At 55.5% G+C, this 21410-nt stretch carries 21 protein-coding genes; 9 read left to right on the plus strand and 12 right to left on the minus strand.

Annotated elements, in window-relative coordinates:
- Positions 1-101 precede the first annotated feature (101 nt).
- Positions 102-824 (plus strand): hypothetical protein, encoded by a 723-nt coding sequence (locus BXY66_RS07510; RefSeq protein WP_132859523.1) that lies wholly within the window; start codon positions 102-104, stop codon positions 822-824.
- On the opposite strand, the gene BXY66_RS07515 is transcribed toward BXY66_RS07510, so the two are convergent.
- Positions 821-3523, minus strand: a complete 2703-nt coding sequence (locus BXY66_RS07515; protein WP_132859524.1) for a molybdopterin-dependent oxidoreductase — start codon at positions 3521-3523, stop codon at positions 821-823. The two genes, BXY66_RS07510 and BXY66_RS07515, sit on opposite strands and share 4 nt — an antisense overlap.
- Positions 3520-4359, minus strand: coding sequence for an FAD binding domain-containing protein (locus BXY66_RS07520; RefSeq protein WP_132859525.1), 840 nt, complete (start codon positions 4357-4359; stop codon positions 3520-3522). Before BXY66_RS07520 ends, BXY66_RS07515 begins: the two co-directional genes overlap by 4 nt.
- 107 nt (positions 4360-4466) lie before the next feature.
- On the opposite strand from BXY66_RS07520, the gene BXY66_RS07525 reads away from it, so the two are divergent.
- Positions 4467-4892: a MarR family winged helix-turn-helix transcriptional regulator gene (locus BXY66_RS07525; RefSeq protein ID WP_132859526.1), complete on the plus strand. Its 426-nt coding sequence runs from the start codon at positions 4467-4469 to the stop codon at positions 4890-4892.
- A gap of 52 nt (positions 4893-4944) precedes the next feature.
- Here the strand turns inward: BXY66_RS07525 and BXY66_RS07530 are convergent, their stop codons facing one another.
- From BXY66_RS07530 to BXY66_RS07555, 6 genes are all read right to left on the minus strand, one after another.
- Entirely contained in the window at positions 4945-5640 is a 696-nt protein-coding gene (locus BXY66_RS07530; protein WP_132859527.1) for an ABC transporter ATP-binding protein, read from the minus strand.
- Positions 5627-6349 (minus strand): ABC transporter ATP-binding protein, encoded by a 723-nt coding sequence (locus BXY66_RS07535; RefSeq protein ID WP_132859528.1) that lies wholly within the window; start codon positions 6347-6349, stop codon positions 5627-5629. Before BXY66_RS07535 ends, BXY66_RS07530 begins: the two co-directional genes overlap by 14 nt.
- Positions 6346-7290, minus strand: a complete 945-nt coding sequence (locus tag BXY66_RS07540) for a branched-chain amino acid ABC transporter permease (RefSeq protein WP_132859529.1) — start codon at positions 7288-7290, stop codon at positions 6346-6348. The genes BXY66_RS07535 and BXY66_RS07540 overlap by 4 nt, the downstream gene beginning before the upstream one ends.
- Positions 7283-8215 carry a branched-chain amino acid ABC transporter permease gene (locus tag BXY66_RS07545; protein ID WP_132859530.1) on the minus strand — a complete coding sequence of 311 codons (933 nt, stop codon included), beginning with the start codon at positions 8213-8215 and terminating at the stop codon, positions 7283-7285. The genes BXY66_RS07540 and BXY66_RS07545 overlap by 8 nt, the downstream gene beginning before the upstream one ends.
- Before the next feature lie 50 nt (positions 8216-8265).
- Positions 8266-9558, minus strand: coding sequence for an ABC transporter substrate-binding protein (locus tag BXY66_RS07550; RefSeq protein ID WP_132859531.1), 1293 nt, complete (start codon positions 9556-9558; stop codon positions 8266-8268).
- Between the two features lie 93 nt (positions 9559-9651).
- Positions 9652-11226: a hypothetical protein gene (locus BXY66_RS07555; protein ID WP_243694320.1), complete on the minus strand. Its 1575-nt coding sequence runs from the start codon at positions 11224-11226 to the stop codon at positions 9652-9654.
- Between BXY66_RS07555 and BXY66_RS07560 the strand changes: the two genes are divergently transcribed.
- A complete protein-coding gene (locus BXY66_RS07560) occupies positions 11130-11951 on the plus strand; it encodes a copper chaperone PCu(A)C (protein ID WP_165929120.1) in 822 nt (273 codons plus the stop codon). The two genes, BXY66_RS07555 and BXY66_RS07560, sit on opposite strands and share 97 nt — an antisense overlap.
- Here the strand turns inward: BXY66_RS07560 and BXY66_RS07565 are convergent.
- Positions 11948-13162: an acyl-CoA dehydrogenase gene (locus BXY66_RS07565; RefSeq protein ID WP_132859533.1), complete on the minus strand. Its 1215-nt coding sequence runs from the start codon at positions 13160-13162 to the stop codon at positions 11948-11950. The two genes, BXY66_RS07560 and BXY66_RS07565, sit on opposite strands and share 4 nt — an antisense overlap.
- Before the next feature lie 184 nt (positions 13163-13346).
- Here BXY66_RS07565 and BXY66_RS07570 point away from each other — a divergent pair, with 184 nt between their 5' ends.
- Positions 13347-14459, plus strand: a complete 1113-nt coding sequence (locus tag BXY66_RS07570) for a CaiB/BaiF CoA transferase family protein (RefSeq protein WP_132859534.1) — start codon at positions 13347-13349, stop codon at positions 14457-14459.
- Between the two features lie 30 nt (positions 14460-14489).
- On the opposite strand, the gene BXY66_RS07575 is transcribed toward BXY66_RS07570, so the two are convergent.
- The 3 genes from BXY66_RS07575 to BXY66_RS07590 form a co-directional block, all read right to left on the minus strand.
- Complete coding sequence (locus BXY66_RS07575) at positions 14490-15011, minus strand: CBS domain-containing protein (protein ID WP_132859535.1); 522 nt, start codon at positions 15009-15011, stop codon at positions 14490-14492.
- A gap of 290 nt (positions 15012-15301) precedes the next feature.
- Entirely contained in the window at positions 15302-15541 is a 240-nt protein-coding gene (nqrM, locus tag BXY66_RS07585) for a (Na+)-NQR maturation NqrM (RefSeq protein WP_132859537.1), read from the minus strand.
- Positions 15542-15552: 11 nt separating this feature from the next.
- Entirely contained in the window at positions 15553-16572 is a 1020-nt protein-coding gene (locus BXY66_RS07590) for an FAD:protein FMN transferase (protein ID WP_132859538.1), read from the minus strand.
- Positions 16573-16796: 224 nt separating this feature from the next.
- Between BXY66_RS07590 and BXY66_RS07595 the strand changes: the two genes are divergently transcribed.
- Genes BXY66_RS07595 through nqrE form a run of 5 tightly spaced genes read left to right on the plus strand, consistent with a single transcriptional unit; the run spans position 16797 to position 21398 of the window.
- Positions 16797-18134, plus strand: coding sequence for a Na(+)-translocating NADH-quinone reductase subunit A (locus BXY66_RS07595; protein WP_132859539.1), 1338 nt, complete (start codon positions 16797-16799; stop codon positions 18132-18134).
- 1 nt (position 18135) lies between these two features.
- Positions 18136-19335, plus strand: coding sequence for an NADH:ubiquinone reductase (Na(+)-transporting) subunit B (locus BXY66_RS07600; RefSeq protein WP_132859540.1), 1200 nt, complete (start codon positions 18136-18138; stop codon positions 19333-19335).
- Positions 19328-20137 carry a Na(+)-translocating NADH-quinone reductase subunit C gene (locus tag BXY66_RS07605; protein ID WP_132859541.1) on the plus strand — a complete coding sequence of 270 codons (810 nt, stop codon included), beginning with the start codon at positions 19328-19330 and terminating at the stop codon, positions 20135-20137. The genes BXY66_RS07600 and BXY66_RS07605 overlap by 8 nt, the downstream gene beginning before the upstream one ends.
- Complete coding sequence (locus tag BXY66_RS07610; RefSeq protein WP_132859542.1) at positions 20137-20790, plus strand: NADH:ubiquinone reductase (Na(+)-transporting) subunit D; 654 nt, start codon at positions 20137-20139, stop codon at positions 20788-20790. The genes BXY66_RS07605 and BXY66_RS07610 overlap by 1 nt, the downstream gene beginning before the upstream one ends.
- Positions 20790-21398 carry an NADH:ubiquinone reductase (Na(+)-transporting) subunit E gene (gene nqrE / locus BXY66_RS07615; protein WP_132859543.1) on the plus strand — a complete coding sequence of 203 codons (609 nt, stop codon included), beginning with the start codon at positions 20790-20792 and terminating at the stop codon, positions 21396-21398. The genes BXY66_RS07610 and nqrE overlap by 1 nt, the downstream gene beginning before the upstream one ends.
- Positions 21399-21410: the final 12 nt, after the last annotated feature.

Below are 21410 nucleotides of genomic sequence, written 5' to 3' on the forward strand. Positions count from 1 at the left end.
TCACGGAAATCAAGGCCGGCGCCGACCACAACGGTCGGCGCTTTCGTTTTCACCGCCCTGTCCGTCGCAGAGCCATAAACCGAGCGCCAAGACTGAAAGTTATGCCAGAAACTTCCTTTCCGCACGCCGGCACATCTTTGATCGCCGCCGAAACCCGCCATGCCGTCCTGACACACCCAACAAATTCGGTCACTGTTGCAGGTACGCCAGTGGTTGTTGTCATGCCATTGACGTCGCACAGCCAGCCCCGTGCATTTGCTGATGAAACCCGCACCTATGCAGCCCTTCACGCTGCCGGGCATCAGGTTTTGACGGTGTCATGGCGCCAATTCTGGACTCAAAGCGGAAAGGAACGGTTCGCGCCTCGGGTAAAGGATCTGGATGCCCTTGTCACGGCGTTGGGCTCTTCCGGACAATCCCTGCATCTCGCTGCCATCGGAAACGGCGCTCTGGTTGCGATGAAATGGTTGGCTGCCCTGGTGGATTTAGGCGGTGATCCAATACACAGCGTCCAAAGCCTGACACTGATCGCACCCGAGTTGCATATCTTCGACCGACAGCCGCGTACTCCTTTGCGCGGCACACCAGCAAACAGCTGCCTGATCGCAGACGCCTCGCAAGACTGGCATTCGTCCAGAGCGATTGCCACCAAGCTTCCGGGAACAACCCAATTTGCATTGGCCGAGGGCCACCAGCGCTTCAGCATAAGTGATCTTGGCTCCAGAAACTCCCGCGCCGACTCGGATGCGGCCACTTTTGAGGGCGATTGGCGTCTCAGCTGGGCCGACTGGCTTCATCGCGCCCGTGTCGCAGAACTGGCCTAGCGCCTTAGCGCGGCGCGCACACGGTCCGGTCTCGCGGGCAACTGCGTCATGCGCACACCAGTTGCGTGGCGGATCGCATTGAGAATTGCCGGCGTCGTCGGGATCAGCGCGTGTTCACCCAGACCTTTGGCACCATAGGGACCCTCAGGATCAGCGCATTCGACAAAATGGGTTTTGATTTCAGGCATATCACCCGTGGTCGGTATGAGGTAATCGTGCAGGTTATCGGTCTTACCCGACACGTATTCTTCCATCAGGGCCATGCCCAAGCCCTGCGCAATTCCCCCCTGCACCTGCCCCTCGGCCAACATCGGATTGATCACGCGTCCAACGTCGTGTGAGGCCTCCATGCGCACCACCTTCACCGTGCCCAACCGCAAATCGACATCCACTTCTGCAAGCTGCGCCGCATACCCATAAACTGCATAGGGAGCGCCCTGCCCGTTTTCGTCCAAGGGGCTGGTCGGCGGGTCGTAGGTTGCCTCCGCACTCAGAACATATCCATGCTCGTCAGTTTGCAATTCAGTGAGATTCACCGACCAGCTTTCCGCACCATCCTCAATGGTGATCCGACCATCGCCGAAGCCCAACTTGGCGCCACTACCCGCGTTGCAAAGCGCCAGGACTTTGCTGCGTAATATCTCGCCTGCCGTTTTGACGGCCTGTCCGCTAACAAAGGTTTGGCGACTGGCAGACGTTTTCCCTGCATCCGGCGTGACGTCGGTGTCCGCGCCTACCAATTCGATCTCTCCGACGGGCACGCCCAGTGCCTCTGCCAACATCTGTGCCATAACAGTATTGGACCCCTGCCCGATGTCGACCGCGCCTTGGTGCAGCATCACCTGTCCGGCCCGAGTCACTCCAACACGCATGGTCGACGGGTTTGACATGCCGGTGTTCCCGCAACCATACCAGCCACAAGCTATACCAACCCCGCGTTTCACCACATCCGATTGTGCGTTAAGCGACTTGGCCTCACTCAACGCCGCCTCCCAACGAGGCTTCAATGCGGTCAAGCACTCGGTGATGCCAACTCCGTTCAGAACCTGACCACACACGCTTTTCTCACCATCTAGGAGAGCATTTTTAATCCTGAATTCAATGGGATCCATGCCAATCTTTAACGCAACTTCATCGAGTAACGTCTCTTGCAACGCCGCGGCCTGCGGGACGCCGAATCCTCGAAACGCTCCCCCAATGGGACCGTTTGTATGCAACGCTTTCGCCGTCGCGTGATAGGCAGGAACGGCGTAAGGCCCGGAGGCATGCACCGGCACCCTCACTGCCACTGTTGGCCCCCAGCTGCTGTAAGCACCCGTGTCAAAAACCGCGTCAAATTGCATCCCGACAAGCTTCCCGTCACGGTTTGCACCTATCTTTGCCCGCAAACGCCCGGGGTGTCGCTTGGGGCTGGTCATCATGCTTTCCCGGCGGCTGAAGACCATTCTGGTCGGCTCGCCTGTCAACAGAGTCACCAATCCCAGAAAGGGCTGCACGGAAAGGTCAAGCTTGCCGCCAAAACCGCCACCTGTGACTGCTGGCACGATCTTGACCCGCTCTTCGGCCAAGCCGAGAACCACAGCAAGGCTCTCGCGATCCATCCCCGGCGATTGAGTGCAGGCTCGAACGACCAGTACGTCTCCATCCATCCACGCCGCACCGGCCTCAGGCTCAATATAGGCATGTTCAACGTGCGCGGTCTGAAGTTCACCCTCTACGACGCAATCTGCATTCTTCAGTGCCTCAGCGACATCGCCTGTTTCAACACGACCCGACACAAGGATGTTTCCTTCCCGGTCATCATGGATGTTTTTCACCGGTTGCCCCGAGGAAATCCCAACCGTTGCTTCGTGGTTGCCCCAAGCAATTGGAAACGTGTTCAAATCCAATGCTTCTACAATTTCTTTCGGGCCAGCTACAATCGCGACGGGATCGCCCTTCATGCGCACAGTCTGTTCAGCCAGAACAGGTTGGTCGGCAAATTCTTCCAAAACACCAAACCTGTTCCGACCGGTTAAGTCCGAAGCCGAAAAAACGCGGACCTGATGGCGTTTCTCCCAACCCGCTACATCGCCAAATTCGAACGTCCCAGCCACTATTGGCGCCCGTATCACACGCAGATACATCGCTTCATCAGGAACAAGATCTGCTCCAAAAAGGTCTTGCCCGACCATCTTGGACAGGCCGTCCACGCGAGCCAAAGGCGCGCCGACAGCAGATGGTGCCTCTGCGCTCCTATTGTCGTCAGACCGAACATCCAGAACCGCATCGATGATCTTCGCATACCCTGTGCATCGGCATAGGACCCCACCCAATGCATCTTCTACTTCCTTGCGAGACGGATTTGGGACCCGACGAAGAAGGCCTTCAGCAGCAATTACCATGCCTGGAGTACATATCCCGCATTGCGCTGCGCCATGCCGATGAAAAGCCTGTTGTAGGGCACTCGGCTCATGCTGGGAAAGTGCTTCAATTGTTTCTACGCTGGCGTCGCCAACCTGACCCACTGGTGTCAGGCAGGCACACACCGGATTGCCATTCACAAGGACAGTACAAGCTCCGCAATCGCCGGCGTCACAACCGACCTTGGTCCCCTTAAGGCCCAACTCCTCCCGCAAAACATCGGACAACCGCCGTCCCGGGTGAGACTTCACTACGCGTCGTACGCCATTGACAGTAATAGACTTTTCCAGCCTCACTGATCGGCCTCCCCGATCATGTGCAAAACTCGGACAACCAATTCACGTGCTGCTTCGCTGCGATAGACAGCATTAGCACGGATATCGTCAATAGGCGTCAATCGGTCTCCAAAATGGTCTGCAACAACCGCGTCACTTTCCTGAAGGGTTCTTCCCAACAAAGCCGTCTCAAGCTCTCTCAACCTTTGGGCAACAGGGCTACAAGCCCCTACAGCGACAGATACATCCTCGATAACGCCGCGGTTTGTTGCAATGCGTGCGGCGACCATAACCATTGAAATCACCAGGTGCGCCCGTGCGCCAAGCTTGAGAAAAGCGCTTCTCCCTCGTGCACTGGCGCTGGGAATGTACACCGCCGTGACAATTTCCCTTGGCGAAAGATCCTTCTGACGCGCGCCGGTCAAGAACTCACCCAAAGGCAAACGCCGTCTCCGTTGTTTGGAAGCGACTTCCACTTGGGCGTTCAGCGCCAACAACGGAGGAACGCCATCCGCCGCAGGAGATGCGTTACAGATGTTGCCCCCAACTGTGCCAGCGTTTTGAATCTGGATGCCGCCCACTTCAACCGCTGCTTGCTGGAGCGCGCCAAATGCCTCGGGTAATCGGGCATTCGCAATTTCCGACCAAGTCGTAGAAGCGCCAATTCGCCAGCCTTCTTGGGACCGATTGATGCCCTTCAACTCCGGAATGGCGGTCAAATCGAGGATATCCCCCACAAGTTCCTGCTTTTCTGTGACGGCAAAAAGGTCAGTGCACCCGGCCGCAATCAACGGCGCGTCTTCCGACAACAAAGTCAGTGCGTCTTTCAGGTTGTCGGGACGGTGATAGTTGCTCATTATGCCGTTTCTGCTTCGCGGCATTGGCCGCATGAGGTTGCTGAGAAAGCAAAATCCTGCGTCAGCCCGAAGAACCTGTCAACACGCGACACAAGCATGGATTTTTCATGACCAAAGACACGTCTGCACCCTATCGATTGGATGACCAGATAGGGTTCATCATGCGTCGGGCCAATCAGCGGCACTTGGCTATTTTTGCAAAGCACATTCCGGACCTGACTCCGACCCAATTTGCGGCACTTGCCAGGCTGTGCGAGGTCGGCGAAACGTCACAGAATGCCCTTGGACGGGCCACAGCCATGGACGCAGCGACGATAAAGGGCGTCGTTGACCGCCTGCGCGACAAGGGTTTTGTGTCTACCAGCCCGTCTCCGGACGACCTCCGTCGTGTCAATGTCAAAGTGACGCCACAGGGCTGGGAACTGTTTGACCGGATCGAGCCACTTGCGCGCCAAATTACCGCCGAAACTCTTGAACCACTGAACGATGCCGAGCGGACAATTTTTCAGCTTCTTCTCAACAAACTAGTCTAGTTGAGACGCCGACGTTTTACCGACGCGATACAGACGCTTTACAGACGACCTTTCAGACGCCGACATGACGCTTGATTGCGCTGCGATCTGCGACCACGTGTTCCGCCGCCATGGTCAGAACAACCTCACCATGCTCCATAAATGCGACCTGATCCGCGATTTCCAGAACAGCATCGACTCGCTGCTCCACCAACAAAACAGACACACCGCGGTTTCTCATCTCGATGGTCACATCCTTGATGGCGTCAATCATCGATGGCTGAAGCCCTTCTGTTGGCTCATCCAGAAGAAGGACATCTGGACGCAAACACAACGCCCGCGCGGTTGCCAACATCTGTTGCTCGCCACCGGAAAGCGTCTGCGCTCTTTGCCTGTAGCGCTCCTTAAGTCGCGGAAACAACGTCACAATGTCTTCAAGAACCTCTGTGCCTGAACCGCGTGCTGCCAATCCAATTTCAAGGTTTTGCGCTACAGTGAGTTCACCGAACAATCGACGCCCTTGCGGTACATAACCGATCCCCAGTTTGGGCACCTCATGTGCCGGCAGGTCTGAAACTACCCGTTCCCGCAAGAAAACCTTACCCCCCGACACGGGCACCAGTCCCATAATTGCGCGCATGGTGGTGGTTTTTCCTGCACCGTTTCGCCCCATCAGACATAGGATTTCGCCTGCGTTGACCGAGAGAGAAACATGCCTCAGGACCTGAACGCGGTCATATCCTGCTCTTACATTCTCAAGCCGCAACATAGGCAGCTCCGAGGTAAGCTTTTTGAACGCCCGCATCTTCTTTAACAGCTTGTGGCACGCCCTCAAACAACACACGACCTGCGTCCATTACCGTAATGAAATCCGCTAGTTCCATGACAACACTCATGTTGTGCTCAATCAACAGAACCGTTGTGTCCCCAGCGATATCCCGGATCAGACTTTTAAAGTTCTCGATCTCGTCATCCGATAAACCCTGTGTTGGTTCATCCAAAATAAGAAGCTTCGGTTGTTGGACTATTCCCATAGCAAGCTCCAACAACCTTTGATGACCATAGCTCAAGTCGCCGGCAGTAATGTCGCGCAAATCGGCAAGCCCGACTCGCTGCAATACATTCGCCACACGGCGAACCGCACACCTTTTGTCCTTCGCGTTTCGACGCGCAGCCAAAGCCACCGCCTGTTGGACTGTCATGTCCGGAAAAATGGACGTGATTTGGAAAGTGTAGCCCATACCCGTTGCAATCCGCCTATGCGCTGGCCAATCACTGACGTTGCAGCTATCAAAAATCACGCGTCCGCTTGTCGCTTTTAGTCGGCCACATAACATGCTGACAAAAGTAGTTTTTCCTGCACCATTCGGGCCAATCAAGGCTCGAATTTGCCCATTGGGGATCTCGATCGACACATCATCAACAGAAACCAGTCCATCGAACTCCTTCGAAAGGTTTTCGGTACGCAAAATGCTCATGGGATCCACTTCCAGAACCGCTGCCGCATTGTTCCGACAATGCCTCGTGGTGCAAACAAAGTGAGTACGACAAGCACAACACCTGCTATGAGCATGTAAGCGGAAGTGAAGCCGGAACTCAGATCTATGAGGTAGAACATAAAGAGCGTGCCAATAAAGGGCCCCAGCACTGTTCCGGCTCCCCCGAGGAGCACCCAAAGCAAAGGAAAAATGGAGTATTGGACCGACGCAAATGTCGCTCCAACGTAGCCAAACAAAACGCCATATACTGCACCGGCTACAGCCGAAATTCCGGCAGACAACAACAAGGCCACAAGCTTGTATCGACGAACATTGTAGCCCAACATTACAGTGCGTTCTTCGTTCTCCCGAATGGCAACCAGAACTTGTCCAAAGGAAGATCTTGCCACGACAAAAAGCGTCAAGAAGGTCACGGAAAATACTGAAAATGCGCCGAAATACCGCGTCGAAGGATCGCTAAGGTCAAGCCACAAAAACACCCTTTCGGCCTGATGAATGACAAACCCCTCATCCCCGCGGGTAAGCTGCCCAAAATACAAGATCGTCAAATAACCCGCCTGGGCGAACATCAACGTGACAATCATGAACCCCACTCCTTCGGTGCGAAGTGCGAGGCTTCCAAGTGTCGCGGCCACAACCAATCCCGCAATCAGTCCGAAACCGACCGACACGCCCGCCGGTACGCCCAGATGGACCATCGATAAACCCATTCCGTACATACCCGCAGCAAAGAAGAGTGCATGACCCAGGCTCAGCAGACCCGTATAGCCAAAGAGAATGTTGTACCCCATCGCAAAGGTTGCCAGCACCATGATCCTTGCCAGGTTGCCTTGATGATAGGCGGGCAGCACAAAGTGCAATGCCAACAACAACGCCAACACCCCCAAATGTAGCAACCAGGACTTGCGCAAATCATCCATGTTGACGCGCTCCGAACAGCCCTTGTGGTCGGAAAACCAAAATCATCGCCACGAGAAATGTCGCAAGAATTTTTGCCAGCGTTGGCGAGAAAAACACCGAGATGATCCCGTCGCTCAACCCGATCAGCAATGCGGCCAGAAGCGCGCCGGGGAGGCTGCCTAGCCCGCCGATTATGACCACAATAAAGCTGAGCAATAACGGATCGCCGCCCATCAGGTAATGCGCCTGCTGAATTGGAACGACAAGCACAGCTGCCAACGCAGCCAGTGCAGCCCCCAGCCCGAACACGCCGGCATATACCCTTGCAATTGGAATTCCGAACGCCTGCGCCATCTCACGATCCAATTGCGTCGCCCGCATAATCAAGCCCATGCGCGTATTCGTCAAAAAAAGCCAAAGTCCCCCGAGGACCGACAACGAAGCGAATATCACAGCCAACTTGTAGCTTGTGATGCTTAATCCCCACGGCCAATAGAATTGCGGACGCCCCTCGACAACTTCAATCCAGGGCAAAGCAATTCTGCTGTTGAAAGGCGGCGCCACAGGACGTGCCTCTGGGCCGTAAGTCATCAGCGTAACTTGCTGAAAAATATACAGTATACCAATTGTCGCGACAATTGTTCGTTCTGGATTGTGATTGATCCTCCGCAGTATCGCGAAGTCCGCCAAAGCAGCCACCACGCCAACAAGAACCGGAACAATCAGCAAAGCGGCAAAAAACCCGACCGCCGAATTACCACCGGGTACGTGGGATGCGACAAACCATGCCAAAACGGCGCCCAGCATGAAAAATTCTCCGTGCGCCACATTCACAACGCGCATCACTCCAAAAACCAACGCCAAACCGGACGCGATCAATGCCAGCACGGCCGCGCCCACCGCACCCTCCAACGTGGCCAACATCAAGTATGGACCAAGTTCCATCCGCTTCTCCGTACATATACGAAGGCCGGCCTCGAAAGCCGGCCAACTGATCAAAGGGTCTGAAGCGTGTAATCCACTTCATCCGGATAGAACGTGTCCTCGATCGAAGTGGTGTGCACCAGTAAGAGTTTTCCGTCGACGACCTTCGTGATGTACTGGTGCCCAAACACTTGGTGCGTTTTGCCGTTAAACACCTTCGCGCCCTGAGGATGAGCAATCGAATGTGGCATGTCCTTCATTGCTTCCACTGCTTCAATCAACTTGGCTCGATCCTGCGCTCCCTGATAGCCGGCAGCCTCCATTCCGGCTTTGGCGACGTGCAGTGTTTCCCAGCACCCGAACATATGCGAGTAAGTTGACACATCTTTGGGGTCACTCACAGACGCGCCGTTTTGATCCACACCTACGCGTTCACGAAAGAAGCGGTCAAAGTCGGACTGATTTTCTTGTGCATACCGCGGATTGCCTTCCCAAAAATACGTCCCTTCAAGAAATTCGAGGCCCGGGCTGGCAATATCGACGGCCTCAAGGCTATCGATGAACCCAAAAATCTCTGGGCGCCGCGGCCCAAAAAACTCCCCCAACTCCTTGACAAAAGTCAGCACCGCCGGTCCCACCATCACGTGATAGATCACCTCTGTGTCGCGGGGAATTTTCGGGAAATACTTTGTAAATGACGTCTCTGTTGGGGGAATGGCAATGTGCTCCAGCACTTCCCCTCCCTGCGCTTCGATAGCAGCCGTGAAAAAGTCGCGATGGTCGTGACCGAATGCAAAATCCGGAAAGATCATTGTGACTTTCTTGCCCAGATTTTCGGATACAAACGGTGCCATCGCCTGCACCTGGCTTTTCACATCGGTAATACCAGGCTGGAGCGTATATCGGTTCAACATGCCACTGGCCACGTGATGGCCTTCGGACACGACGAAGTATGGCAGTTTCAGTTCGCCGGCGCGCGGGGCGGAGCCGATCACAACGTGAGAAAACAGAGTTCCAAAGCCGATGTCGCAGTTGTGCTGCGTCGCAAACTTTTCGACCACTTCTGCTCCGCGTTTGGGGTCAGTGCCGTCATCCTCCGCGATGATTTCCACCGGACGGCCATTGATGCCGCCTTGTTCGTTGATCAATGCTGCAGCTGCGGAGGTCGTTCGCTCGTACCAGCGACCATAAGCAGCGCCGATACCCGTGCGGTGGACCTGAAAGCCAATCTTGATCGGCTCGGCCGTTTGCGCAGATGCATACCGCGCCCAGAGCGGCAGACTTGCGCTGGCCGCGCCTAGTCCAAGTGTTTTCAACGCTTCCCGGCGCGTTAGTTTCGAGTTTGTTTTTTTGGCCTCGGACATATCCGGCCCCCTGTGACTGCTTCGAAACCATCGGTAAATTCGTTTGTTGGTAGGCAAACAGAACCGGATTTCGTTTAGAGGGCACTGTGTTTGTCAAAGCCCGCGGGGGGATGCAAGCAGCCAAAGTCCAAAGATCGTGAAGCCGACCATAAAGACCGCCAAAGGCACCTGTGACAGGGTTGCGCGTACCCCTGATCCAAATGCACGAACGGCGACGGCATGTGCCAGCGCGATCGCCACAATGTGTCCGAATACAACAGAACCCGCCTGCGTTAGCCACAAAACGCGCACACTGTCAGGCGTGTTAAAAAATCCCGTTGTCACGTAGTAGGTACCAAGCCCAAGCAGATCTCTCCCCGTTGCCCAAGGATCGGACGCTGCCGCCAGCGCATACTGAGCCTCGACCAGAAAAACGGTAAAGTAGTGAGCGAAATGGTAAGCCAGCGCGATTGGCAAAAGCGTCGGCGCAAAAAGACATACAGCAACCCGCAGTTTCAATTGCGATTTGGCCAAGTTCAGCCCAAGCCAGACACAGCCTCCGAACACGATCAGCAAAAGGCCGTTGCTGATCAAAAGCCCTGTCATGGTCTGCCACACAACAGCGGACCGCCCCGGAAACTCGAGCGGATTGAGCCCCAGTAAACTCAGCCACCAGAAGGTCTCGTTCAACCCGTCAAAGCTTCCGCTACCCAGCAAGACAATCACAAAAACTGCGGTACCGAGATCGGCATTGCGTCTCAGGAAAACCTGCCAACCTGGGAAGCCGAAGGCTAAACTGCGTGATCTGCGTCCCAGTATCGCCATTCGCCCGTAGCTTCGCATCAAAAGCCCTATTGGGTCGCCCTGCACGCGCCACCGATCTCCGAAAATCAAGGCACCAAAAAGCGTTAGTCCCCAATAGAGGCCCACCAACCGCGCCAACCTTGCCGGATCAGAAGGCGCAATATCGGCCAGAAGAAAGCCGGAGAAACACAAAAACAGAGCAATGGCTGGAAATTTTCCCAATTTTGTAGGAAGCCGAGCGATCGGGGACATTCCACAAAACCTTCGCGCCAGAAACAACGGACCGCTCCATGGATCAATCCAAGTCCAAACATTTCCAATCGTTCCCTGGATAACCACCAATCCGATCCACCAAACCGTCCAGATCGCAAGCGGCAGAGGGTTGGCCAATGGATCACGTGGCCCTTCGATGCCAACCCAAAACAGGCAAAACAGGATCACGGCCGAACCGCATGACGATGCTATTGGCAAGCTTGTCGTCTTGACCGGCATGGCCCCAACGGGCCTGAAAAATGCGACTGATGTTTTGGCCGGAACTGCAAACAAGGCGAGGACCGTCAATGCAACCGATAGCCCGCCAGCAACGATATAGACGTCCGTCGGAAGCAAAAGAACAAAACCGCCTTCCGAGGTATGCGTGGCCGCCGTGTTCGGCAGTACCAGCAATAGAATTGCCGTGAAAAAGCGAAAAATTCGCGACCGGTTGCAGGAGTTCGAGGCTTGGGACATGTTCATCCGCGCGATCATAGGCAGGGAAAAATCAGATGAAACCGGGAAATCCAAAGCCAATGCTGGTAGGTCTCGCGACAGCGATTTTCGCCTTTGTGCTGTGGTCGGCTTTTGCACCAAACCAACCTTCCATCCTGCTTGAAAACGTGACCGCATCGCCAATTAACAACGCACCTCAGGATGTTGTTATTTTTGCAAAAATTCAAAATGGAATAAGGCACGAAGAGTTGATTTCCATTTCCTCCGCAGTCGCGGAAAAAACCTCTCTCCAAAAGAATTTGAACACGCTCGCCATCCCGCAAAACACGACCGTTTCAATGGCTGCAGATTCCGTTCATGCCCGTCTGACCAATGTCAAAGGTGACCTGTCAGACGGCAGAACGATTCCCCTGACTTTTACTTTCCGAGAAGCCGGCGAGGTGACTGCGCGTGCGCGTCTTGTCGCTCCGACGTCCACTGGCTCTGCTCCAAGCTTGGGACTTTATGGAATTGGGGACATATGTCAGGTCGGTGACGGAGAGCCCGCTCCGCAGATCAGCTTAACCGCGACCTTGAACGGCGATGGCTTGTTGATCTCTGTGCTGTCCAAAGATTTCGAGTTTACGCCTGAACTCGTTGACGGACCTCATGTGCCCGGCACAGGGCACGGGCACATCTATCTGAACGGCCTGAAACTTGGACGGCTTTATTCGCCGTCTCACCTGATCCGAAGTCTTCCCAAAGGTGAACACGTGGTCGAAGTTACGCTGAACACCAATGATCACCGCGCATACGTGGTCGGTAAAAGTGCGGTCAGGGCCAGAATCGCGATTCGTGCAGAATGCGATTATGGCCCTGAATCTGTTTGTGCACCAATGATTGAACCTCAGCCGATGGATTAGAAAAACGCCTGTAGTCCGGTTTGAGCACGCCCAAGAATTAGCGCATGCACATCATGTGTTCCCTCGTAGGTGTTAACCGTCTCAAGGTTCACCATGTGCCGGATCACGCCAAATTCCAGGGAAATACCATTGCCGCCATGCATGTCGCGCGCATGCCGCGCTATCTCCAACGCCTTGCCACAGTTGTTGCGCTTGATGATCGACACCATTTCCGGCGCAGCCTGAGCTTCGTCCATCAGCCGCCCAACGCGCAGCGCGGCCTGGAGCCCAAGCGAAATTTCAGTCTGCATGTTGGCAAGTTTCAGTTGAAACAACTGCGTCTGCGCAAGCGGTTTGCCGAATTGCTTTCGGTCCAACCCATACTGACGAGCCGCGTGCCAACAGTACTCCGCCGCTCCCATCGCGCCCCATGCGATGCCATACCGCGCCCGATTCAAGCAGCCAAACGGCCCCTTAAGACCTTCGACATTAGGCAAAAGCGCGTCTTCGGACACCTCTACGTTGTCCATGACGATCTCACCGGTGATCGAGGCACGGAGTGAAGCCTTATGCATGATTTTGGGTGCAGAAAGTCCTTTGGCACCCTTGTCCAGAACAAAGCCACGGATTTTGCCGCCATGCGCTTCGGATTTCGCCCAGACCACAAATACATCAGCGATCGGCGCATTCGAAATCCACATCTTTGCGCCGTTCAATACGTAACCGCCGTCAGTCTTCTTCGCAGTGGTTTTCATGCTTCCCGGATCAGAGCCAGCATCAGGTTCGGTCAATCCGAAGCATCCGATCCACTCGCCAGAAGCCAACTTCGGCAAATATTTCTGACGCTGTTCTTCTGACCCGTAGGCATAAATCGGATACATCACCAGCGAACTCTGCACGGACATCATCGAACGATAGCCACTGTCGACGCGCTCAACTTCGCGCGCGACCAGCCCATAGGTTACATAGCCGGCGCCGATCCCGCCGTACTCTTCCGGGATTGTCGTTCCAAGAAGGCCCATCTCGCCCATTTCCGCAAAAATTGCAGGATCGGTTTCTTCTTTTTCAAACGCTGACGTCACGCGCGGAGCAAGCTTCTCATCGCAATAAGCTCGGGCAGCGTCTCGCACCATGCGCTCGTCTTCTTCCAATTGGCTCTCGATCAGAAATGGATCTTCCCAGTTGAAGCTTCCAAGATCGGGTTTGGATTGTGGCGCCAGATCCTTGGCCATGGTGTCCTCCTTCGCCGAGCCTCGACGTAATTTGATCAGATTTCCCCCTTCCTTCCCCCGCCCATGTCCCAACGTCAAGCCTTTCCGCTGATCTGCGTCGTCGCGTCCTTTCTGGCGACTTGCCTTGGTCCGTAAACCTGCATACCACTTGTCGCCACCACACTCACTAACAGGACACCCCAAAATGAAACCGCTCCAAGGCCTCAAAGTCGTTGAACTTGCACGCATTTTGGCGGGTCCATGGGTTGGTCAATCACTTGCTGATCTGGGCGCGGAAGTCATCAAGGTCGAGGCGATCGAAGGTGACGACACCCGCCGATGGGGTCCTCCGTTCATAGATCGGGACGACGACCACACCGCAGCTTACTTTTTTGCTGCCAATCGGGGAAAAACGTCAGTCACGGCAGACTTTCGTACCGCGGAAGGTCAGAAAACCGTCAAAGATCTCGTCGCAGACGCGGACATTCTTATTGAAAACTTCAAGGTCGGCGGCTTGGCAAAATATGGCTTGGACTTTGCTGCACTGAGCGCACTTAACCCTCGGCTGATCTACTGCTCAATCACCGGTTTTGGTCAGGACGGCCCCTATGCCAACCGCGCGGGTTACGACTTCATGATTCAGGGCATGTCCGGCCTGATGTCGATCACAGGCGAGCCTGAACGTCAGCCTCAGAAAGTCGGAGTAGCCGTCACCGACGTCGTCACCGGCCTCTACAGCACCATCGGAATTCTCGCGGCTGTCGAGCAACGACACCGAACCGGGAAAGGACAACACATTGACATGTCTTTGCTGGATTGTGCGACCGCGCTATTGGCAAACCAGGCAATGAATTATCTCGCGACAGGCGAAAGCCCGACCCGTCAGGGGAACGCGCATCCGAACATTGCGCCTTATCAGGTGGTGCCGACAAAGGATGGCCATATCATCCTAGCCGTTGGCAACGACGGACAGTTTCAACGAGCTTGCAGAGTTTTGAAGCTGCCGAATCTCGCTGCCGCCCCCGAATACGCGACTAACCAGTCTCGTGTCTCCAACAGGGCCGCCCTGACGGCACAGCTGGAGGCCGCAACTCGAGCATGGACATCGTCCGATCTGCTGGAAGCGTTGGAGGCCGCAACCGTTCCGGCCGGTCCGATCAATTCCGTTGAAGACGCGCTTACGAATCCTCAAATTCAGGCACGCGGGATGGTTTACGAAGCCGAGGGCGTAAAGGGTGTGCGCGGGCCCTGGTCCTTCTCTGACGCGGAGCTGGCGCTCGAGAAAGCCGCCCCCAAACTCCCCTCAAAAGAAGCTTAGGTTCGCACCCTAACCAATTGTTATCAATTATTATCCAACGATCAACTGCTTGAGCTGAAGCGCTTCGTGCTCCAGTTCATTGAGACGATAATTCACCATATCGCCGATGGTCACCATTCCGACCAGACCGGTGGAATCTACAACCGGCATGTGGCGGAATCGCCCTTCGGTCATGCGCCGCAACACAGACACCAGAGCCTCCTCGGGCGAACAGGTTTCCACCTTGCTTGTCATGACATCTTCAACCTTCTGCGGAAGGGTTTGACCAGGTGTGTCCGCAAGTTTGCGCACGATGTCACGCTCCGAAAGGATGCCCTGCAAAGCACCGGTGGCATCGGTAACCACCAATGCACCAATCCGTTTGTCACGCAGAACTTTGACAGCTTCGCCAAGAGTGTCTTGTGGCCGGATCGCAAAGAGGTCGCCACCTTTTGCATCCAGAACCCGCTGCACCGGAACCGTTGCCGCCGAAACATTCGTCTCCGTGGACTGGCTCATGGTCTTGGTTTTCTCTTCAGAATTCCGGTTGGGGGCTTGGTAGGATGCTGGCATCAATCGGCTCCTTGCGTGGCGTGAAATCAACAAGTATGCCTCCAGCTTAACCGCAGTTTTGCCGTTTGGGGATTTTTCTTTTGGCCGACTTCACACTCTCACCCGCTACAGCCACGTTGATTTTTGTGGTTGCGGTGCTTGCGGGTCACAGGTTCCGGCGCATTTGGAAAGACGAAGGCCCCCGCTGGCAACTTTGGGTGACGGGTCTTCTGGCGGCCGTTTGCTTGCTTACGGTCGCACTTCTTCCGCTAAATTCCTAAAGCGCCTGCAAAAGAAAAACGCCTGAATAATCAGGCGTTTTCGGCTTCCATCTGCTCCAGCATCTTGCGAGCCCTCGGGCATTGCAAGCGTTCTCTGAGCGGGCTGTCCGGATCAATATCCTTCGAGCAGACAACACATTTGTCCGAGCCGGAAATCGCGTTTAAACCGCCACAGCTTCCTTTGATCGTGCGTCCCTTGAAAATGACGCCGACAGCCATGCCCAGCGTCACGATCAAAAGAAAGAAGAAAGCCAGAATAAAGGTTTCCACGCGTCGTCCTCTTAGGAAATTGCCGCAAACTTGGAAGATGCGGACGTCACAAAGGCTTTTTCGGATTTGCTGGCGTCACGTTCAATGAACAAAACCGCGAGGTCATGGGTTTCTGCCACAGCCATCCCGCGTTCACGTCCCATAGCCAGAAGTCCGGTCGCCCAAGCGTCTGCCAACATGGCGTTCTCCGCCAAAACAGTTACCGACGCCGTGGTATGGGTCACCGGCTTGCCGGTGGTCGCATCGATGATGTGGGAGTATCGCACGCCATCTTCTTCAAAATAGTTGCGATAGTCGCCGGAGGTCGCCATGCCAAAGTTTGACACGCCCACCACCTTCTGGATACCGCCCGACAGCGCGTCGGGTGTCTCGATGGCAACCTGCCAGGCCATGCCCTCAGCATTTTTGCCTTTGGTCAGGATGTCGCCACCGATTTCGACCATGTAGTTCTCGATGCCGAAACGTTCCAGCGTTTCTCCAACCTTGTCGACGCCATACCCTTTGCCGATGGCGGACAAGTACATTTCGGCGTCTGGGTTCAGTTTCTCCAAGCCGGCGTTCGTCAAACGCAGGGAAGAACCCTGCCCTACTTTGTCCATCGCCGCTGCGATTTGCGCCTCAGTCGGAACGACACCGGGCTTGCCGTTGGCGCCAAAGCCCCAAACATCGATCAAAGGACCTACAGTCAGGTCAAACTGACCCTCTGTTGCTTCATGTACAGCGTTTGCAGCGTCCAGAAGTTCTGCCATCTCCGCCGAAACAGCAATCGGAGCGGTAGAGCGCGATGCGTTGATCTTGGAAATCTCGGACGCAGCATTCCAGTTCGACATCTGGATGTCTGTCTGTGCAAGTGATGCGTTGATCGCAGCTTGCAGAGCTTCCTGGCTGACTTTTTTCGCAGAATCGACCGCCACGACGTTATACGTGGTACCCATTGTCTCGCCGCTCAGGAGCATGTCCGCAGCGCCGCGTTTGCAGGCCGCCAGTGCGAGAGTCATAAAGATAAAGCTGCGTCGGGAGATAGATGTCATGGCAGGCACGTCACTGAAGGTTGAGGCATCACAAGTTGGTCCCGGACCCTATGTCCGGACACATTTGATGCGCGTTCTGAATTCGCGCGCACCCTATTTCTACCGCTTGCAAGAAACAATAGCAAAAACGTACGATAAAGACTGGTTGATCTGGGAAATCCGGCGTATACGCACTCAAAATCAAATTCACATACCCACTAAGCTAACGACAGGATGACATTGGCGTGCAGCATTTCGTGCTACGAAAAGGCCTGACTCTTCCAGTCACCGGGGCTCCCGGCGAAGGAATACATGAAGGTCCAGCAGTCAAGACCGTGGCGATCCTCGGCTCTGACTATATTGGATTGAAACCGCGAATCTCCGTGGCCGAAGGCGATGTCGTCGCCGCAGGCACGCCAGTTATGGCACACAAGGATTCGCCCGAGGCGGTTATCGTTTCTCCGGTTTCCGGCCGCGTCAAAGCAATCAACAGAGGCGCGCGGCGCAAGCTTCTCTCCATAGAGATTGAAGTCGACGCAAGTGCCGCCGAACCTGTCGACTTTTCCTCGGTAGGAGACACCAACACACGAAACGGCCTTGTGGAACGACTTTGCGCCGCTGGTCAGTGGGGCGCATTCCGCACCCGCCCCTACTCTAAAGTGCCGGCAACTGACGAGATTCCCTCGGCCATCTACATTAACGCAATGGACACCGAGCCACTCTCCGGCGATCCCGAGCCGATTATCGCGGAAGCGGCCGAAGCTTTTGTCATCGGTCTTGCGGCCATTGCGAAGCTCACAGATGGCAAGGCGTATCTGTGTCACGCCAAAGGCGCCAACATCCCGACGACTAATGGCATCGATGTCGCCACATTCGAAGGCCCACATCCGGCCGGTCTGTCCGGCACACACATGCATTTCCTCGAGCCGCCCACGGCATCCAAGTTTGTCTGGACGATTTCCTATCAGGATGTGATCGCCATTGGTCGACTGCTCGAATCCGGAAACGTGAGCGCGGAACGCGTCATCGCAGTGTGCGGCCCCTTGAGCGCCAACCCGCGTCTGGTCCGCACCCTTACCGGCGCCTCGATGGTCGACCTTACCGAAGGCGAAATTTCGGGTGACGCGCCTGTACGCCTCATATCCGGATCTATTCTCAGCGGCAAAGCTGGCGAACCGGTCGAAGCTTATCTTGGGCGCTACGCCCGGCAGCTAACGGTCATCGAAGAGGATCCCAAGCAGATCCCGATGGGCTGGATCCGCCCGATGCCGTCAAAATACTCTTTCTTGCCGGTTCTGGGGTCCGCGTTTTCCAAGAAGCTTTACCCGCTTACGTCCAACCTCAACGGGGGCCGACGTGCAATGGTTCCGCTCGGTACCTTCGAAGAACTGATGCCGCAGGATTTCCTGCCAACGCAGTTGTTGCGCGCGCTTCTGGTGATGGACACCGACGAGGCACAGAAACTCGGCGCGTTGGAACTGGATGAAGAAGATCTGGGTCTCGTAGGCTTCGCGTGCCCGGCCAAGTATGAATACGGCATCGCCCTGCGCGACAGCCTCACCAAGATTGAACGGGAGGGCTGACATGGGGTTGCGCAATTTCTTTGACCGCATCGAGCCGAATTTCGTCAAAGGCGGTAAGTACGAAAAGCTGTTCCCCATCTACGAGATGGTCGAAAGCTTCATCTACACGCCCAAGACCGTGACCACAGCCGCGCCTCACGCGCGGTCCTACGTCGACATGAAACGTATCATGACTTACGTCGTGATCGCGACGATCCCCTGTATCATCATGGGGCTCTATAACGTCGGTCTTCAGGTCAACTCTGCCTATGAAACGATCGATCCCACCGGCTGGCGGGCTTGGATCATTTCCACACTGGGCATCGGCTTCAATGCCGCAAACCCGCTCGCCAACTTTGCACATGGCCTGCTGTACTTCCTGCCTATTTACATCACCACGCTCGTCGTGGGCGGCATTTGGGAAGTGCTCTTCGCTACCGTCCGCGGGCACGAAGTGAACGAGGGCTTCCTCGTTACCTCCATGCTTTTCGCCCTCATTATGCCGCCCGCTGCGCCTCTTTGGCAGGTCGCACTGGGCATCAGCTTCGGGGTTGTGATCGGAAAAGAAGTCTTTGGCGGCACAGGCAAAAACTTCTTGAACCCGGCGCTTACGGGCCGTGCATTCCTGTATTTCGCTTATCCGGCCGATATGTCCGGTGACACGATCTGGACTCCGGTAGACGGCTTCTCCGGTGCGACAGCGCTTTCCGTAGGTGCCTCGCAGGGCTATCAGGAACTGCCCGCCAACGGCATGACATGGATGGATGCCTTTATCGGCACCGTCCAAGGCTCTATCGGCGAAGTTTCCGCGCTGGCCTGCCTCATCGGTTTGGCCTTCCTGCTGATCACTAAAATTGCCAACTGGCGTCTCGTCGTAGGCTGTATGGGTGGAATGATCGGCTTCTCCCTGCTGTTGAACCTGATCGGCTCCGATACAAACCCGATGTTTGCCATGCCGTGGTACTGGCACTTTGTGGTTGGCGGCTTCGCGTTTGGCCTCGTCTTCATGGTCACCGAGCCGGTATCCGCTTCTCACACAAACGCAGGACGCTACATCTACGGTGCACTGATCGGTTTCATGGTTGTGATGATCCGTGTCGTGAACCCGGCCTTCCCCGAAGGCATGATGCTCGCGATCCTTTTCGGCAACGTCTTTGCGCCGCTGATCGACTATTTTGTCGTGCAGGCCAACATCAAACGGAGGGCGCGTCGCAATGCCTGATAGCTCCCAAAACAAAGGGCCCATTGCCCGCTTTCTGGCCGCACCGCCCGATAGCGTAGGCAAAACGGTCTTCATCGCGGTCGCGCTTTGCCTTGTGGCTTCCATGATCGTGTCCGCGACTTCCGTCGCGCTGCGTCCGCTGCAAGAACAGAACAAACTCAAAGACAAGCAGGCCAATGTTCTGCAAGTCGCTGGTCTTTACGAAGACGGCATGGACGTGATCGAAGGTTTCTCGGTCTTTGAACCGCAGGTTCTTGAACTGGCAACCGGCGAGTTCACCGATGCTTTGGGTGACGCGGCAACATTCGATGACCGTGCCGCAGCGGCGGATCCGGAACTCTCTGTTCGCCTCACCGAAGACCCCGCCGGCATTGGCCGCCAATCCCGGTACGTGACTGTCTATTTGCTTCGCAACGATGACGGTTCTCTGGACAAGGTGATCTTGCCAATTCACGGCTATGGTCTCTGGTCAACGCTGTACGGCTTCATCGCGTTGGAAGAGAACGGAAACGACATCTTCGGCCTGCAGTTCTACGCCCATGGCGAAACTCCGGGATTGGGGGCCGAAATCGACAACCCACGCTGGAAGGCGCTTTGGAACGGCAAAAAACTCGCTGACGAAAGTGGCGAACTTCAGATCACCGTAGCCAAATCCGTTCCGCCCGCCGGTGCAGACTTCCATGTCGATGCACTCGCTGGTGCAACGCTGACCTCTGTCGGCGTGGACAACCTCGTCCGTTTCTGGATGGGCGAAGCCGGCTACGCTCCTTTCCTTGAAAACCTGAAATCGGGAGACATCTGATGGCGCAGACCAAAAGAGACCTTCTGGTCGATCCTCTTGTCGACAACAACCCGATCACGCTTCAAGTGCTCGGAATCTGTTCCGCCCTCGCGGTAACGTCCTCTTTGCAAGTTGCTTTTGTCATGGCCATGGCCGTGACAGCCGTGACCGGCTTCAGTTCGATGTTCATTTCGGTACTGCGCAACCAGATCCCTGGCTCCATCCGGATCATCGTTCAAATGGTGATCATCGCCTCGCTGGTGATCATCGTGGATCAGGTTCTCAAGGCTTACGCCTATGATGTCTCCAAGACATTGTCGGTCTTTGTCGGACTGATCATCACGAACTGTATCGTCATGGGCCGCGCAGAAGCCTTCGCCATGAAGAACCCGCCGATTGACAGTTTCATCGACGGCGTCGGCAACGGCCTTGGATATGGCGCTCTGCTTCTCGTAGTCGGCTTTATTCGTGAACTGTTTGGCGCAGGAAGCCTTTTCGGTGTCACCGTCCTGCCAACTGTGAACAACGGCGGCTGGTACGTCCCTAACGGGATGCTGCTGCTGCCACCGTCTGCCTTCTTCATTATCGGTCTTCTGATCTGGGCTGTCCGCACTTGGAAACCTGGTCAGGTCGAAGAACGCGAATATAAAATTCAAGTCGTGGAGGGCCACTGATGGAAGGGCTTCTCTCTTTGGCCGTAAAGGCCGTCTTTGTTGAGAACCTCGCGCTCTCGTTCTTCCTTGGCATGTGTACGTTCATCGCCGTTTCCAAGAAGATTTCGACGGCGCTGGGTCTCGGCATATCGGTTATGCTGGTGCAGGCCATCACGGTACCTACCAACAACCTTTTGCTGTCATACCTTCTGGCGCCGGGTGCGCTGGCCTGGGCTGGCTTTCCCAATGTCGATCTCACCTTCCTTGGTCTGATCTGTTACATCGGTGTGATTGCGGCGATGGTGCAGATCCTCGAGATGGTGCTCGATAAGTTCTTCCCGCCGCTCTACAACGCTCTGGGTGTGTTTCTGCCGCTCATCACCGTGAACTGCGCCATCCTCGGTGGTTCCCTCTTCATGGTGGAGCGCGACTACAACTTCGCGGAAAGCATGACCTACGGCCTCAGCTCCGGCTTCGGCTGGGCGCTGGCAATCACTGCGATGGCCGGCGTTCGCGAAAAGCTGAAGTACTCCGACATTCCTGATGGTTTGCAGGGGCTCGGTATCACCTTCATCACCGCGGGTTTGATGGCACTGGCCTTCATGTCCTTCTCCGGCGTCAAACTCTAAGAGGTCAAACAG

The organism is Shimia isoporae, assembly GCF_004346865.1.
Classification (GTDB): Bacteria; Pseudomonadota; Alphaproteobacteria; order Rhodobacterales; family Rhodobacteraceae; genus Shimia; species Shimia isoporae.